This is a genomic window from Roseateles sp. (genome assembly GCF_039929605.1).
Taxonomy (GTDB): Bacteria; Pseudomonadota; Gammaproteobacteria; order Burkholderiales; family Burkholderiaceae_C; genus Pelomonas.
The window spans coordinates 14,884-30,650 of sequence record NZ_JBDSQX010000091.1 but is presented as its reverse complement, the minus strand read 5'-3'; the positions used below and the strand labels follow the sequence as shown (position 1 = coordinate 30,650).

Here is a 15,767-nt window from a genome sequence, read left to right as displayed (position 1 = left end):
CGGTCAGTAGCCGATGCGGACGAGCGGGCGCTCAGCCGCGAGACGGCGCCCTTGCATTGCGCGGGTTTTCATGGCGCGAGGGCAAGGGCCGGGCGGACGCTGGCGACGAGCGCCGCCCAACGCTGCTGCAACTCGTGGCCGATGCGTTGGCGCGCATCGCCGTCCAGCCGGCCGAGGTCGACCTGGGCATGCAGCAGGTCGCGCACGGTGCGGTAGACCTCGGTGCCGAAGCTGCCGGAGAACATCATTGCCAGGTCGGCGCTGTCATCCCAATGCGTCTTGGCGCCGAGCTGGGCCTTGACCTGCTCGTGAAAGCGTGTGCCCGGCAGCGGGTAGGAGACGCTGACGCCGATGTCGTCGGGCCGTGCCTCCTCGATCAGGCGGCGAGTCTGCAGCAGCTCGGGCAGGCCCTCGCCGAGGTAGCCGAGCTGGATGAAGAAGCCCACCCGCACGCCGACTGCCCGCAGGCGCTCGCGGGCCTGGTGGATCTCGGCCACCGTCGTGCCCTTGTCCATAGCGTCCAGCACCTGCTGGCTGCCGCTCTCGGCGCCGATCCAGGCCTCGCGGCAGCCGGCGTCGGCCAGGGCGCGGGCCATGGCTTCGGTCATCAGATCGGCCCGGGTCTGGATGGAGAAGGGGATGCCGCCACCCAGCCGGTCCAGTTCGGCCGCGAAGCGCTGCACCCAGTCGGCGCGGAAGCCGAAGATGTCGTCGGCGAACCAGATGTGGTCGGGCGCGAAGCGGGCCTTCAGCTCAGCCATCTCTGCCGCCACGGCGGCGGCCCCGCGTTGCTGGTAGCGCTGGCCCCAGATGGGCTTGGCGCACCAGGTGCAGCGGAAGGAACAGCCCTTGGACGCGGCCATGTTGAGGCTGAAGTGACCATGGGCGGCGGCCCAGATGGCGCGGTAGCGCTCCATGTCGACGAGGTCCCAGGCGGCGGGGGCTTCCAGTTCGGCGGCTTCGTCGCGTTGCAGGGTGATGGGCTGCCCCAAGCCGGCAACGAGATCGGCTCCGGGCAACTGCGGCTCGGCCTCCAGTCGGCGCAGTAGCGCGGGCAGCACGTCCAGGCCTTCGCCGCGCAGGGCCACGTCGGCGCCGGCGCTCAGATAAATCTCGGGCGCGTCGCTCGCATCCGAGCCGGCAACGATGACGCGCGCCCCGGCCTGGCGGGCGCTGGCCACCATGGTGCAGGCGGCCTCACGCATCTTTGCCAGGCACATCTTGCTGAGGTAGTTGTAGTTGTCCTCGTAGAGCAGCACGACGCGCGGCTGCACGTCAGCGAGCTGGCGTTCGAAGTCCTGCGTGCCGGTGGCCAGCATGGCGTCAAAGAGGGCGACCTGATGGCCCTGGCGGCGCAGCAGCTCGGCGACCTGCAGGGTCGCGAGCGGGGGATAAGGCTTGGCGCGGTCGAACTGTTTGGCGTCGAAGCGCAGAAAGAAACTGTGGCCGACCAGGATGGAGAGCACGCCTTCCCCTCGAATTGGAATCAGGCCGTGTGTGCCGGCTCAGGGCGGGGAGGTTCAATGGACCTGCTGTTTTGCCACCCGGCGCCGCGCCGACGAGGCAGGGGACGCCTGAGAGGCTGGGGCTGCGCAGATCGCCTGCACGATCTACAAGGGCGCCAGCACTTCGCAGCCCCGCTGCCTGTGCCGCAGCCACTCTATGTAGGTGCCGCTCAAGTGGGCGAGCTGCCGGCCCGCGAGCCCGGCTTCGTGCTCGATGCGAGTGATGAACAAGACGTGTGAACCGATTCGCTCGACCCTCTCCACGGTGAGTTCACGAACGAGGCCCGCCTGGTTCAGCACGGGAAGGCCAAACAGAGGCGACGTCGAGATCGGCAGGGCCAAATCACGCAGATCAGGTATGGGATGGCGATGCCGGTTTCCGAGTGCATAGACGGTATCGAGCAGCTCGGCGGGCGCGCTGCTCATGGCAATGCGCCCGGAGGACTCCATGAGGGCCACGTCTGGATTCGTGGCGCGCAGAGCCAGCAGGTACTCTCCCGACGACAGCGCGCTCACGAGGTCCATGGGGAATAGATCCACCCGCTCGTCGTGCCTCGCGCCCACGAGAAAAACCGGCCTTGCCACGATGTAGTAGGCGTTCAGCGCGCGCAGGTCTCGCGCAGACATGCGAAGCGCATCCCCTCGCCGAGCAGCGGTCCGGGCGTTTTGCCAGGCCAGCAGGTACCGGAGCCACAAGGTGGGTCGCGGCAGGCAGCGGTTCAACGTGCGCGCCACTTCGAAAAGGTGGAGGGCGCCCTGCTTCAACGGCAGCAGTCCGACCGACTTCAATGCCAGTCGCGCCAACGGCATGGTTTCTGAACCGGGCGGGTAGATCTCCAGCCATACGCGCCGCGCCAGGGCGCCTTGATCAGCGTTCTCCGCTGCCAGGCGGACGCCCAGAACGAACGGGCGCAGAGACACGGGGCAGTGATCACCACTGACGTCAACCGGTCCGCCGAGCAGCCCTCGCAGCACCACGCGGAGCGAAAACTCCGCCGAGTCGGCGTTCACCACCGGTACGTGGCGCAGACCCTTGCCGCTGCGCAACAAGGACAGCAAATGCCTCATGGCCGCCTGCGGAGAACGACAAACAGGAAGTGTGAATCGAGCGCCCCCAGAAGCGTGTTTTCACTGGCCGCATGAAGCTCCGTCAAAGTGAAATGAGGCTCGGCCGCCTTGCGTATGGTGCTCACGAAATGCCGGTAGGACGTGACTTGGCCTTGCAACTTGATCGACCCCGTCCGGATCGAACGCAATGCGCTCCGCCACCACCATCTCTGGCGCATTTCTTGGCGGTAGAAAGGGTTGAGGACGCTCGCCACCAACGCTCCTCCCGGTTTCACATGCGAAGCGAGCAACTGCAGCAGCGGCTTAAGCTCAGGCACGTGGCTCAGCACGGCAAAGTTGGCAGAGATGGTTGCAACCGGAGAGCTTGTCTCAAGCGCGGTCTCCATGGCGTCGAGCGGGCCCACCGCAGGCGTGATGCGCCCGGCCGCAATCTCGTTCCTGCAGCGTGCTCTCAGTAAATTCACCATGCCAGGTGAGACGTCGTAGGCAATGACCCGGTGCCCACGCGCGGCGTACCAGGCCGCGTCCGTGCCTGTGCCGCAACCGAAATCAAGGATTGCCCCGCCAGGCCCGGCGAGGGACGCCACGCGCTCACAGAAAGACAGTCGCACCGCCGCGTTGTCGCCTTGGTCGTCCACTTGGGCGTCGTAGTCGGCCGCCGCACCGTCGTAGAAGCGGGCCGTCGCGTCAGCAGGAGCGTCGCGAGGTGATGACAAGTTGGTTTTGAGTTGCGCCATGCGGGACATTTGGAGAGCAGCCTTGGGGGCGTGGGTTCCGCCGCGTCGACCGATGGTTCAACGCGATTTGGTTTTCAATCGTCAATCCGACCGCGATGTCACGTTGAGATCCTGGTGGCGTGGTTCTTCAACTCGTCGAAGCAGCGGCAACAATGCTGCCCCACTGCCACTGCAAGCTGAAGCCATGACCGCCGCCCCACTGCGCAAAGCCAAGCCCGGAACCCGGTCCAAGGCGGGCGCTGAACCCCGCCTGTCGCGCACCCGTCGGCCCGAGGCCCTGCCCGTGGCCGACTGGCAGGCGGCGCTGCGTCGCCAGTTCGGTCGCGAGCAGCGCTTCGGCTTGCAGAATCTGGGCGCCGAGCCGGTGTTCTCGACCTTCCGCGTCGACAACCCCGACAGCGGCACGCACTACCGGGTCACCATTCGTGGCCTGGAGCCTGGCGGCAATGAATGCAGTTGCTGGGACTACGCCACCAACCACCTGGGCACCTGCAAGCACATCGAGTTCACGCTGGCGCGACTGCAGGCACGCCGCGGCGGCAAGGCGGCCCTCGCACGCGGCCAAGCGGCGACGCACAGCGAGGCCCGGCTGGACTATCTCGGCGCCCGCCAGCTGCGCCTGCATCCCGGCACCGACTGCCCGCCCCGTCTGCTGAAACAGGCGCGCCAGTGCTTCGACCCCGCCGCCGGCTGGGCGCTGCCGTGGAGCCGGCTCGACGAGGTGAGCACGCTGGCCCGGGCGGCGCAGGCCGCCGGGCATGAGCTGCGCGTGGGCGACGATGTCTGGGCCTTCATCGCCCAGGTGCGCGACGCTGAGCAGCGCCAGCTCACGCTGGCCCAGGCCTACCCCAAGGGCGCACAAGACAAGGCGCTGCACAAGCTGCTGAAGGCCCGCCTGTACCCGTACCAGGTCGAAGGCGCGCTGTTCGCGGCGCGTGCGGGGCGGGCCTTGCTGGGCGACGAGATGGGCCTGGGCAAGACGGTGCAGGCCATCGCGGCGGCCGAGTTGATGGCGCGCCACTTCGGCGTGCAGCGGGTGCTGGTGGTGTGCCCGACCTCGCTGAAGCACCAGTGGAAGGCGGAGTTCGCGCGCTTTGCCGGCCGGCCCGCACAGGTCATCCATGGCCTGCGGCCGCATCGGCAGGCGCAGTACGCCGAGGACGCCTTTTGCCGCATCGTCAATTACGAGATGCTGGCGCGCGACGCCGACCTCATCGCCGCCTGGGCGCCCGAATTGGTCATCGCCGATGAGGCGCAGCGCATCAAGAACTGGAACACGGTGGCGGCTCGCGCGCTCAAGCGCATCGCCAGCCCCTATGCGCTGGTGCTGACCGGCACGCCGCTGGAGAACCGCCTGGAGGAGCTGATCTCCATCGTGCAGTTCGTCGACCAGCACCGCCTGGGCCCCACCTGGCAGCTGCTGGACGAGCACCAGTTGCGCGACGACGCAGGCCGCGTCATCGGCTACCGCGCGCTCGACCGCATCCAGCAGACGCTTGCGCCCGTGATGTTGCGACGGCGCAAGGCCGAGGTCCTGGCCCAGCTGCCCGAGCGCGTGGACAACCGCCTCTTCGTGCCGCTAACGCCACAACAGCGCGTGCACCACGACGAGAACGGCGCCATCGTCACGCGCATCGTGTCGCGCTGGCGCAAGACCGGCTACCTGTCGGACGTGGACCAGCGCCGCCTGCAGTGCGCGCTGCAGAACATGCGCATGGCCTGCAACAGCACCTTCCTGCTCGACCATGAGACCGACCACGGCAGCAAGGCCGACGAGCTGCTCACCTTGCTGGACGAGTGGCTGGAGGACCCGGCCGCCAAGGTGGTGGTGTTCAGCCAGTGGCTGGGCACGCACGAGCTCATCCGCCGCCGGCTGGCGGGCCGGCCCTGGGGTCATGTGCTGTTCCATGGCGGCGTGCCGGGTGAACAGCGCGGCGCGCTGGTCGAGCGTTTCAACACCGACCCCGGCTGCCGCATCTTCCTGAGCACCGATGCCGGCGGCGTTGGCCTGAACCTGCAGCATGCCGCTGCGCTGGTGGTCAACATGGACCTGCCGTGGAACCCGGCCGTGCTGGAGCAGCGCATCGGCCGCGTGCACCGCATGGGGCAATCGCGCGGCGTGCAGGTCGTCAACCTCATCGGCCAGGGCAGCATCGAAGAGGGCATGCTGGGCGTGCTGGCCTTCAAGAAGAGCCTGTTCGCCGGCGTGCTGGACGGCGGCGCCAGCGAGGTCTTCCTGCAGGGCACGCGGCTGGCCAGCTTCATGAAGAGCGTGGAGCAGGTGGCTGGGGCGATGGGGGTGGACGAGAGCGTTGGGGAGCCTGTTGCGCAGCGAGAAGTGCCGGTGTCGGCGAACGCGGGAGGCGCGTCGGGCCAGGACGGACTGGCGCTGTCCGATGACGTCGTCGCGTCTGCGCCGGAGCCAGCAACTGTCGCTGCTGGTGGCGGCGATGGCCCGGCGGCCGACGCCGACGTCGATGCCTGGGCCAAACTGCTTCAGGCCGGTGCGGCGATGCTGCAAGGCCTGGCTGCGCAGCGTCAACCGGGCGCGCCGCCGCCCATCCGCATGGAGATCGACCCGACGACCGGCAAGCCCAGCCTGCGTGTGCCCATGCCCGACGCGGCCTTGCTGGGGCAACTGGCGAAAGCGTTGGCGCCGTGGTTGAAGGGCTGAAGCGAAAACCAAACAAGGCACAGAGGCAGCGGGATGAAGGTCCCTCTGTGTCTCTGTGGCTGTGTTCCTTGCCGCATGTCGCCGCAGGTTCCGTGCGCTACATGTGCCACGAACGCGCCATGGAAAACCGAGATGCTTCGCCGTCTTCGTGCTTCAGGCCTCGCCGGATTTCGCCCGCAGCTGCTGAGCCACGTCCCCGGCGCTCGGTCGCCGATCGGCGTCGGCCAACAAGCAAGCTTGTGCCAGCGCTGACATGGCCTGCAACGGCGGTGAGACCTCGTCGCAGCAGGCCACCAGCTCTTCCATCAGGCAACCGAGGGCACGCACGTCCAGCGCCTGCAGCCTGATGGCCTGATGCGCCGGCACGCTGGCCAGGAAGGACGCCGCTCCGAAGTCGCCCAGCCGTGCCTGACCGAGGCCGTCGTGCAGGATGTTGTGCGCGTACAGGTCGCCGTGCGAGAGGCCGCGTGCATGCAGATGCGCCAGTGCGCTGGCGATGCCGGCGGCGAGCGTCAACGCGGCCCTGGGCGTGAGGCGCAGGGCGGGGTCGTAGACATCGCGCGTGCAGGACGCCAGGCTGGGCGGCCCGGCGAGCGTGCGGAACTCGGGGCCGACCAGCGGCATCAGCAGGCCGTCGGCACCGGCCGGGTGCTCGCTCAAGCGGCCGATAGCCGGGATCAGCTGCGGATGCAGCCCCGCCTGCAGGCTGGCCGCCAGCTCCGTGAGCGGCAGGCCGTCGCTGGTGACTTCACCCTTGAAGACCTTCAGCGCGGCAGTCTCGCCGCCAGCGCGCGCCGCCCGGTAGATGTGGCCGGACGCGCCTTCGCCCAGCAGCGCCTGCACGTCGAGCTGGCTCCACGGCACGTGCGGCATGGGCGTGTGCTCGAGCGCCTGCGCTTCGTGCGCTGCACTGAACGGATTGCCACCGTGCGCGAGCCAGGTCAACCGTGGCAGCGCCAGCAGCCAGTCGGGCAGGCCGTCGAGCTGGTTGGCCGAGATGCGCAGCAGCTCCAGCCGCTCGCAGGCCGCGAGGCCGGCGGGTAGGGCGGTCAAGCGGTTGCCGGCCAGCGCCATCTTCTGCAGGCGCGGCCTGCGGCCCAGTTCATCGGGCAGGGCGGTGATGCGGTTGTCGGTCAGGATCAGCCAGCGCAGCTGCGGCGGCAGCGCGGCGGCCGGCACGTCGGCGATCTGGTTGGCCTTGAAGCCGACCATCTCCAGCGCTGGGCAACGCCCCAGCACCTCCGGCAGCCGCGTGAAGCGGTTGTTGGAGCAGAAGATGACGCGCAGCCGGTGCAACCGAGCCAGGTCGCCGGGCAGGTCGTGCAGCTCATTGCCGGAAAGGTCCAGCTCTTCCAGCGTGTCGGCCAGCGTGTAAATCTCTTGCGGCAGCTCGCGCAGGCCGGCGCGCAGGGTGAGGCGTTGCGCGCCTTGAAGGGCGCCGCTGCGTAGTGGGTTCAGGGGGTTCAAACGGCGGTTGCGCAGGTGGCAGGAAGTGGGCCGATATTGTTGTCGTGACGCGCGGCATTCGAAACGTGCCGATGACTGCTTCAAACTGAAGACCATTAGCATTGCGACATTCCTCGCGAGGTGCCCCGTGAAACTCCAAGACCTGCTCGCCAAAGATGCCTTGATCCCGTCATTGCCAGAGGGCGTCAACCGAATTCTTGGCGAGCTGCAGAAGGACGAGCCCGATCTGCGGCGGGTCAACCAATTGCTGTCGGGTGAGGTCGGGCTGACGGTGCGCATCCTGCGGCTGGTCAATTCCGCCCGTTACAGCCCGGGCGGTTCGCGCGTTGGCACCGTCGAGGCCGCCACGGCGTTGTTGGGTTTGCGGGCTACGCGCCAACTCGTGCAGGCGGCGGCCGTGGGCGGCGCTTTCAAGGGCGTGCCTGGCGTGGACATGACCGAGTTCTGGCGCCACAGCCTGGACGTCGCCAAGATCGCGCAGTCTCTTGCCGAGGAATTCAGGCTGGACAAGGGCATCGCCTTCACCGCCGGGCTGCTGCACGGCACGGGCGACTTGGTGCTCAAGATGGCGATGCCCGGCCGCGCCAGCCTGCAGCCAGGCTTTGCGACCGACGACAACCGCTACGAGGCCCAGATCGCCGACCTGGGCTATGCCTACCCGGAAGTCGGCGCCGCGTTCGCGTCGCGATGGCTGTTCCCGGAAGCCATTGTTGAAGCCATCCGTTTTCAGTGCGACCCGCAGGACAGCGAGGACCAGACGCTTGCCAGCCTGCTGTACCTGTCCTGCTGGAGCGCGCGCGCGCATGAACTCGACATCGAGGGCACCGCGCTGTTCGACACCTTCCCGCACGGCGTGGCCGAGGCCATCGGCCTGACCGACACGCAGCGGCTGCGCGACGACAAGGTCATCGCGTGGACGCCGGTGGACGAGGCACGCGATTTCTCCTGACGCGGCTGGCCGCACTCGGGGCAGATCAGCTGAGCGCCGGAAGCTCGCCAATGGTGCTGTGCAGCTCTACTGGCGCTACTCACTTGGCGGCAAGACGAGCCGAGAACCCATCGGTGTCTACGACCCGTCAGCACCGCCGAAGAAGCTGCAGCCAACCCCGGTAGGTCATGTGCAAAAACGCACAAGCCAGCCGGCGCATCGCCCATCGCAGGTGCAAGGCCCACGGCGATACTTCGCCCCGATTTCACGCCCGCTTCATGCGGACCCGACGCCGCGACGGCATGAATCGCGTGGTGCGGGCCGGTGGCGGGCTTCGCGGAGGAAGGGATCTCGTGCTCAGTCGAAAGAAGATTTGGATCGTCGGCGGCGTTGCCGTCACGGCGGCCGTCGTCGGTGCGTTCACCATGGGGTGGACCCGCTTCTCGGGGAACATCAATGCCTTGGAGGTGAACCTCGCTCGGCCCGATGCTTACATCGCCACTACCGCCTTGTCGAAGCTGCCGCGCGACCTCATCAAGGCGCCGATCGCGCGCGATGTGCTCACCGAGGACTTTGCCTTCTACTACGAAGAGCATGAAGACCGCCTCGGCCTGAAGGGCGCACTCAAGCGCATCGCCTATGAGCACGACACCACGCTCGCGGACAAGCTGCTCGAACTGGCGCTCGACGAGCCGGCGGAAATCGCGATGTGGACCGACGCCAAGGGCGCGCCGCGCTACTGGCTGATTGCGATGACGCGCGGCGTGCTCGCCAAATCGCTGCAGGGCATCGCGACCATCGCTGCCAAGGACAAGCAGCTGAGCGTGATCGGCGACGTCCGCTTCAACGGCAGCGCCGCCACCGTCTACGCCCTCACGCTTTCGCCGCGGCGCACGCTGGCCATCGTCTCGCAGGGCAACCGCGTGGTGGTGCTCAGCGACCCAGGCCTGCTCTTCGACACCGAACGCCAAGCCGACAGTGCGTCGCGCGATGTGATTGGCGAGCTGCTGTCGGGTGATGCGAAGGCGCAGTCGGTGTACCGCCGCGGCCTGGGCCTGGGCGAGCCCGGCACCGGCCACACCATCGTTGCCGACACGCGCATGCTGTCCTTCGGCTACCAGCACTTCTTCCCGGGGTTCAAGGCGATGCGCCTGGACCTCGCGGCCGGCGGCGCGACGCTGCGCACGCAGCTGCGCGTGGAGAACGCCTCGGCCCTGCCCACCGCACCGGCCGATCGCGCCGTCTGGCAGGCCTTGCCGATGAACCCCGCCGCCTGCACCCTGCTGCCCGCTGACTGGAGCAAGCTCAAGCTCGTCTTCGGCGATGCGGCGGGCCAGCAGGCGACGAAGGACCAGACCGCCGCCTGGACCGCGCTGACCGACCAGCTCGAGGGCCCGGCCGCCGTCTGCTGGTATGCGAAATCGCAATTGCACACGCCGGTCTTCGTCGCCTTGACCAAGGCGAACGCCCCCGATCCGACGGCGGCGCTCGACAGCCTGTCCTCCTGGTTGCTCAAGGCCGATCCCTCCGAGGCCGCCGAGGCACCCCGCCAGCCCGATCACAAGGGTGTCAGCCGCTGGCAGCGTGAAGTGAGCGCGCCCTGGGGGCCGCATGGCGACGGCGAGCAAACGAGCTACAGGCCCACGCTCGCCCGCCAGGGTCGCTGGATCGTCTTCTCGCCGGACGACACGCTGGTGGGCCTTGCGCTCGATGCGCAGGCGCGGCGCTATCCGAGCGTGGCCGACGCGCTGCCCGCGCAGACCGCAACGCTCGCGGTGCTCGCACCCAGGCAGATCGCCGACCTCGCGCAGCGCGAAGCCTTCCAGGTGCTGCCGCCAAACCAGGAGCTCTTCTTGCAGGCGGCGAAGACGCACCTCGTGCCGCGCCTGGACGCCCTGCGCAAGCTGCCCGCCGCCCGCGCGGTGGCCGCCGGCAAACCGGACTCGCTGGGTTGGGTGGCCGTGGATTGGCAACCAATCGCCACCACAGGCAGGCCGTGAAACGCCGCAATCTTCTGGCGGGCCTGATCGCAGGTCCGGTGGCGAGTCGCGCTGCGTTCGCGGTGGCGACGCCAACGGCGCCGATGCTCGACCGCGCGCAGTCGCAAGCCTTTCGCGACTGGTTCACGCTGCTGATCCACACGCAGATCGAGCGTGGCCCGACACCCCGGTGGACGCACCGCGATTGCGCCGGGCTCGTGCGATTCGCCGTGGCCGAGACGCTGCGCGAGCACGACCTCGACTGGAAGCGCGCCAACAGCATGCTGGGCACGCGCGTGCCACCGGACATCGCCAAGCCGCAAGCCCTGGCACTGCGCAACGGATGGCGCCGCGTGGATGGCTCGCGCGACGCCTATGTCGGCGCGCTGGAGCTGGTGCAGGAGAACACCCGCTTCACCGGCAAGGAGCTCACGCAGGCGCAGGCCGGCGACCTGCTCTTCTTCGACCTCGGCGACGAGCAGCACCTGATGGTCTGGATGGGCCGCTACATCGCCTATCACACCGGCCGCAGCACGCCGACCGACAACGGCCTGCGCGCCCTGCGCGCGAGCCAGCTTCTCGAATGGACGGACACGCGATGGCGACCTGCCGCCGACAACCCGAACTTCTCGGGTCTGTACCGACTCTCCTTCCTCGCACGATGACACGCAGGATGACCATGCGCACGCCCTCTCTGACCTTTCCGACCTTTCCGACCTTCCCGATCTCGACATTTTTTGACCGCCCCGCGCTGCGCCGCACACTCGTCGCGGTGCTGCTGGCCGCTGTCGTCTCGGCCCAGCCGGTCAACACGGCGCAGGCCGCCTCGTCCGCGCCGCTGCCGCTGCCGCTGGCGAACTCGCGCTCGCTCTTCGTGGGCGAGCCCTTCTTCCTGTTGTCGGACGCCACCTTCGGCAGCGACGAGCTCGCCAAGGTTCGCCTCGAGGTCAATTCGCCGCAAATGCTCGAGCAGGTCGGCGGCATCGACGTGCTGGTCTACCGCATCCCCGAGCCGCTGGCCTTCTTGCAGCGGCAGAAGGACCTTCACCGCGTGCAGGTCGATGCGCGCCCCAGCGATGAAGGCCTGGGCAACACGCTCACGCACGTCTGGGACAACTGGGTCGTCAAATCGCGGCTCGCCTGGCAGAAGCTCTTCTCGGCCAACGCTCGCCAGGCCGTGGTGAAGCAGGCGCCCGATCTCAAGACGCCCAAGGCGCTGACCAAGCCCTCGACCTTCGAGGAGCCGCCGCAGTTCAAGCCCATCGCCGGCCTGCCGGTGGTGGAGCGCTTTCGCTACCCGGTGCAAGCAGCCCGGCCCATCGAGCCGCCGAAGGACCTGAAGCTCGCGGGCTCCAGCAGCGAGTTCATCAACCCGTCGCAGGGCAATGTCTTCGTGCCCATCGGCAAGCGTCAGCCTGGGCTGTACCTCGTCGAAGCCATCGCCGGCCAGCACCGCGCAACCACGCTCGTCTTCGTGTCGGACACGGTGGCGCTGACCAAGGTGTCGGGCGAGCAGATGCTGGTGTGGTCCGCCAACCGCGTGAACGGCGCGCCGGTGCCGCAGACCCGCGTGGTTTGGACCGACGGCGTGGGCGTGCTCAAGAGCGGCACGGCCGACGCGCAGGGCATCGTCAAGCTCGACCGCAAGAGCCCGGAGCAGACCTATGTGATGGGCCAGGACCCGGCCGGCGGCGTCTTCATCTCTGAAAACTTCTACTACGACAGCGAGATCTACGCGGCCAAGGTCTACACCGTGACCGACCGGCCGCTGTACCGCCCCGGCGACTGGGTGCAGTTGAAGGTCGCCGCTCGCGAGTTCAAGAACGCGCGCCAGTCTGTGCCCTTGACGGACGCTGACATGGCCATCGCCGTGCTCGACCCGGCCGGCCAGGTGGTCAGCACGCTGAGCACCCGCTTCAGCGGTAGCCAGGGCGCCGATGCGCGCTTTGCGCTGCCGGACAACGCCGCCGCCGGCGGCTACGAGCTGCGCATGACGATGGGCGACGACACCTACAGCGCCGCCTTCCGCGTGGCTGATTACCAGAAGCCGCATTTCGAGATCGGCCTGGTGCCCGACAAGAGCGACTTTACGACCGGCGATGCCATCAGCGGCAAGCTGCAGCTGAACTACCCCGACGGCAAGCCGGTGGCAAATGCCCGCGTGAGCCTCACGGCGCGGGCGCAGAAGCTGACGATGGTGGACGGCGAGCTGGATTACACCGGCCAGTTCCCGCTCAAGCTGACGCAAGACGAATTGCAGACCGATGGCAGCGGTGTGGCGAAGTTCTCGCTGCCCGCAGCGGCCGAGCCCAGCCGCTATGTGCTGACGGCGCTTGCCACCGATGGCGCCGCCTACCGCGTGCGCACCTCGAAGGAAATCCTGGTGGAGCGCGGCAGCGGCGCCTACAAGCTCACGCCCGACAAGCAGTTCTCCAAGCCGGGCGAGGCGGTGAGCTTTCGCATCGCGGCGAGCCAGCGCTCGAACGCGCTCGCGGCCGAGCTGTCCAAGCCCGTCAAGTGGGACTGGGTGCGGCTGGAGAACCGTGCGAAAGAGTCCGGCAAGATGCCCGCCGGCGATGCCTTGAGCGTGAGCTTTGCGCAGCCCGGCTCCTACACGCTCACGCTGCGTGACGAGAAGGACCGCATCGTGGCCGCCACCAGCCATTGGGTGAGCGGCGATGGGCTCAAGGCGCCGGTGGGCAGCATCGGCATGGTGTTCAACCGCGCGAGCTACCGCGCCGGCGACACCGCCGAGGTGCTGGTGAGTTTTCCCGAGCCGGTCGACAACGCGCTGGTGAGCCTGGAGCGCGACCGCGTCGAGGCCACCGCCGTGATGGGCCAGAGCGCCGACTGGATCCGCAGCGAGCGCGTCGCGCCGACGCAATGGAAGCTCACGCTTGCCGTGCGCGAGGAGATGAGCCCGAACATGACGCTGTCGGTGGCCTACGTGAAGAACGGCGACTACGTCTTTCAGAACCAGGGCGTGATGGTGGAGCAGCCGCGAATCGGTGTGAGCTTCAAGGCCGACAAGGCGGTGTACCTGCCCGGCGAGACGGTCAACGTGGACGTGAGCACCGTGCTCGCCGGCAAGGCGGTGCCCGCCGAAGTGACGGTGGGCGTGGTCGACGAAATGATCTACGTGCTGCAGCCAGAGATCGCGCCCAGCATTGACGACTTCTTCTTCCACCCGCGCCGCAACAATGTGCGCACCAGTGCGAGCCTGAGCTTCATCGGCTACGACCTCGCCACGAGCAAGCTGGGCGATGCGCCGTCGAGCCGGCAGGTGAACGAGCGCGCGGTGAAGGTGCTGGAGCGCCCGCGCCGCGACAACATCGACACGGCGCTGTGGCTGCCGCACCTGAGCACCGATGCAAGCGGCCATGCCCGCTTCAGCTTCGTGATGCCGGATTCGCTGACGCGCTGGCGCATCACCGGCCGTGCGATGGATGCCAACGGCAGCGTCGGCCAGCAAGTCAGCTGGGTGCGCTCGGACAAGCCTTTCTACGCCAAGTGGACGAGCCCGGACTGGCAGCGCGAGGGTGACCGTGCGCAAGCCGCCATCGCCCTCTTCAACCAGACCGGCAAGGACGCGAAGGTCGAATGGGAAACCAAGGGCGCGGGCGTCGATGCGAAGGAGACGGTGAGCGTGTCACCGGGCGTGAACTTCGTGCAGCTGCCGCTGGCGGCCACGGCGGTGGGCGCAGCCAATTTGGCGCTGAGCCTGAAGCAGGACGGCCGGGTGGTGGACCGGCTGGAGACCACGCTGTCTCGCCTGCCGGTGGCTTGGCGCGCACCGCGTGAGACGGCGCTGGACATCTCGTCCGGCAGTGCCGCCATCAAGCTCCCAGCCGATGCGACGCGCGTTCGCGTGGCCTTCTCGCAAGACGCCGCCGCCGGCGAGTTCAACCGCTGGATGGACGACCTGATCGAGTTCCCCTACGGCTGTGTGGAACAGACCGCCAGCCGCATGTTGCCGCTGTCGATCGCGCTGCAATCGCTGTCGCCCGCGCAGTTGCCGCTGGCACCCGCGCTCACCCAGCGCCTGTCCACCGCCCGGCTCTCGCTCGCGCAAATGGCCGGCCCGAAGGCGCAGTTCGGCTGGTGGGGCCGCAGCATGCCCAACGATGCCTTCCTCACCGGCTACGCCTACTACGCTGATTGGCGTGCGACGCAGGCCCTGAAGACCAGCCTGCCCGACGAGCACTGGGCGCAATTGCTGGCTGTCTACGCCAAGGGCGGTGCGGATCTGGCGCCGCTGCAGCGCGCGCTGCTGCTGTCGTGGATGCAGGAGATGGGGCTGCCGGTGAGCCCGATGCTGTCGGCGCTGCTCGACCAGCTGCAATCGCAAACGGCGTCGGATACCGAGCAGATGGCCAAGCACCGCGGCAGCTATGTGATGGTCGAAGGCGAGGCGGTGAACACGCGCGACATGGCGCTCTTGCTGGCGGTGCATACCGCGAGCCTCGCCAAGGTGAACGTCAGCGGCGACCAACGCGGCGCGGCGGATGCTGCCGCCGCGCGCCTGATGCCGGTGGAATCGCCGCTGGTGCAGTCGCTGCTGATGATGAGCAAGCGTGTCGGCCCCGAGAAGGCGGCTGCGGTGCTCGGCCAGGTGCGTGCCGATGTGCCCACCTTCGACCGCGCGCAGACGCTCTTGTGGCTGCAGCGTGCGCTGGGCGGCCGACCGCAGGCACGCGCCGAGGTGACGGCCCTGCCGGCGCCCTGGCAGCGTGTGGCGAGCGCCAATGGCGAAGTGGCCTGGCAATTGCCTGCGGGTGCGGCCCTGCCCACGGCCATCGCCCTGCCAGCGGGGGCCAAGGCCGCATGGGCTTTCGTGAGCTACGAGAGCAGCGAGGCGCAAGCCGCCACCCTGCCCGCTGGCATCGAGCGCACGCTCTACCGCGTGGTGCCGCTGGCACGCGCGGAGGCCAAGAAGCCGGCATCGGCACCGCAGGGCCAGCGCACGCAGATCGCCGCACCCGCAAGCGACGGCCGCTTGAACGTAAAGCTCGAGCTGGTGCAGCCGGGCACGCCGCTGGACACCAACAGCCTCTACCTCGACCAGATCACCGTCACGCCGCAGCGTGTCATGCGCTGGGCGCTCGTGGAAGCGGCGCTGCCGCCGGGCGCGGCGGTGGAAAGCGGCACCTGGGGCATCGACATCGGCGAGACGGGCAAGGCGCAGCCGCTGGAGCGTGCGCAGCACCAGCCCACGGCGCAAGGCTATGCCGTGCCGCTGGAGACGCTGGCCGCGAACAACCCGGTCACCGTACGCCACCTGGTGCGCTTCTCGCAGCGTGGCCAATTCAAGCTGCCGGCCACGCGCCTGCACCGCATGTACGAGCCCGACGCCAAGGCCTTCGACACCAGCGGCCGCTGGGCCGGCATGGAAGTGCGCTGAGGCTTCAA

Annotated in this window: 9 protein-coding genes; 5 read left to right on the top strand and 4 right to left on the bottom strand. The window is 68.4% G+C overall.

Annotation, left to right across the window (positions count from 1 at the left end):
- Nucleotides 1-68: 68 nt before the first annotated feature.
- From ABIS05_RS12430 to ABIS05_RS12420, 3 genes are all read right to left on the bottom strand, one after another.
- Nucleotides 69-1,466 carry a B12-binding domain-containing radical SAM protein gene (locus ABIS05_RS12430; protein WP_348014277.1) on the bottom strand — a complete coding sequence of 466 codons (1,398 nt, stop codon included), beginning with the start codon at nucleotides 1,464-1,466 and terminating at the stop codon, nucleotides 69-71.
- A gap of 144 nt (nucleotides 1,467-1,610) precedes the next feature.
- A complete protein-coding gene (locus tag ABIS05_RS12425; protein WP_348014276.1) occupies nucleotides 1,611-2,573 on the bottom strand; it encodes a hypothetical protein in 963 nt (320 codons plus the stop codon).
- A complete protein-coding gene (locus ABIS05_RS12420) occupies nucleotides 2,570-3,310 on the bottom strand; it encodes a class I SAM-dependent methyltransferase (RefSeq protein ID WP_348014275.1) in 741 nt (246 codons plus the stop codon). Before ABIS05_RS12420 ends, ABIS05_RS12425 begins: the two co-directional genes overlap by 4 nt.
- Before the next feature lie 184 nt (nucleotides 3,311-3,494).
- On the opposite strand from ABIS05_RS12420, the gene ABIS05_RS12415 reads away from it, so the two are divergent.
- Complete coding sequence (locus ABIS05_RS12415; RefSeq protein ID WP_348014274.1) at nucleotides 3,495-5,984, top strand: DEAD/DEAH box helicase; 2,490 nt, start codon at nucleotides 3,495-3,497, stop codon at nucleotides 5,982-5,984.
- Between the two features lie 153 nt (nucleotides 5,985-6,137).
- Here the strand turns inward: ABIS05_RS12415 and ABIS05_RS12410 are convergent, their stop codons facing one another.
- Nucleotides 6,138-7,451 carry a leucine-rich repeat-containing protein kinase family protein gene (locus ABIS05_RS12410; RefSeq protein WP_348014273.1) on the bottom strand — a complete coding sequence of 438 codons (1,314 nt, stop codon included), beginning with the start codon at nucleotides 7,449-7,451 and terminating at the stop codon, nucleotides 6,138-6,140.
- Between the two features lie 127 nt (nucleotides 7,452-7,578).
- Between ABIS05_RS12410 and ABIS05_RS12405 the strand changes: the two genes are divergently transcribed.
- From ABIS05_RS12405 to ABIS05_RS12390, 4 genes are all read left to right on the top strand, one after another.
- On the top strand, nucleotides 7,579-8,400 hold the full coding sequence (locus ABIS05_RS12405; RefSeq protein WP_348014272.1) for an HDOD domain-containing protein: 822 nt from the start codon (nucleotides 7,579-7,581) through the stop codon (nucleotides 8,398-8,400).
- A gap of 332 nt (nucleotides 8,401-8,732) precedes the next feature.
- Nucleotides 8,733-10,379 (top strand): DUF2138 family protein, encoded by a 1,647-nt coding sequence (locus ABIS05_RS12400; RefSeq protein WP_348014271.1) that lies wholly within the window; start codon nucleotides 8,733-8,735, stop codon nucleotides 10,377-10,379.
- Nucleotides 10,376-11,023, top strand: coding sequence for a DUF1175 family protein (locus ABIS05_RS12395; RefSeq protein ID WP_348014270.1), 648 nt, complete (start codon nucleotides 10,376-10,378; stop codon nucleotides 11,021-11,023). Before ABIS05_RS12400 ends, ABIS05_RS12395 begins: the two co-directional genes overlap by 4 nt.
- 14 nt (nucleotides 11,024-11,037) lie before the next feature.
- A complete protein-coding gene (locus ABIS05_RS12390; protein ID WP_348014269.1) occupies nucleotides 11,038-15,759 on the top strand; it encodes an alpha-2-macroglobulin in 4,722 nt (1,573 codons plus the stop codon).
- Nucleotides 15,760-15,767 lie beyond the last annotated feature (8 nt).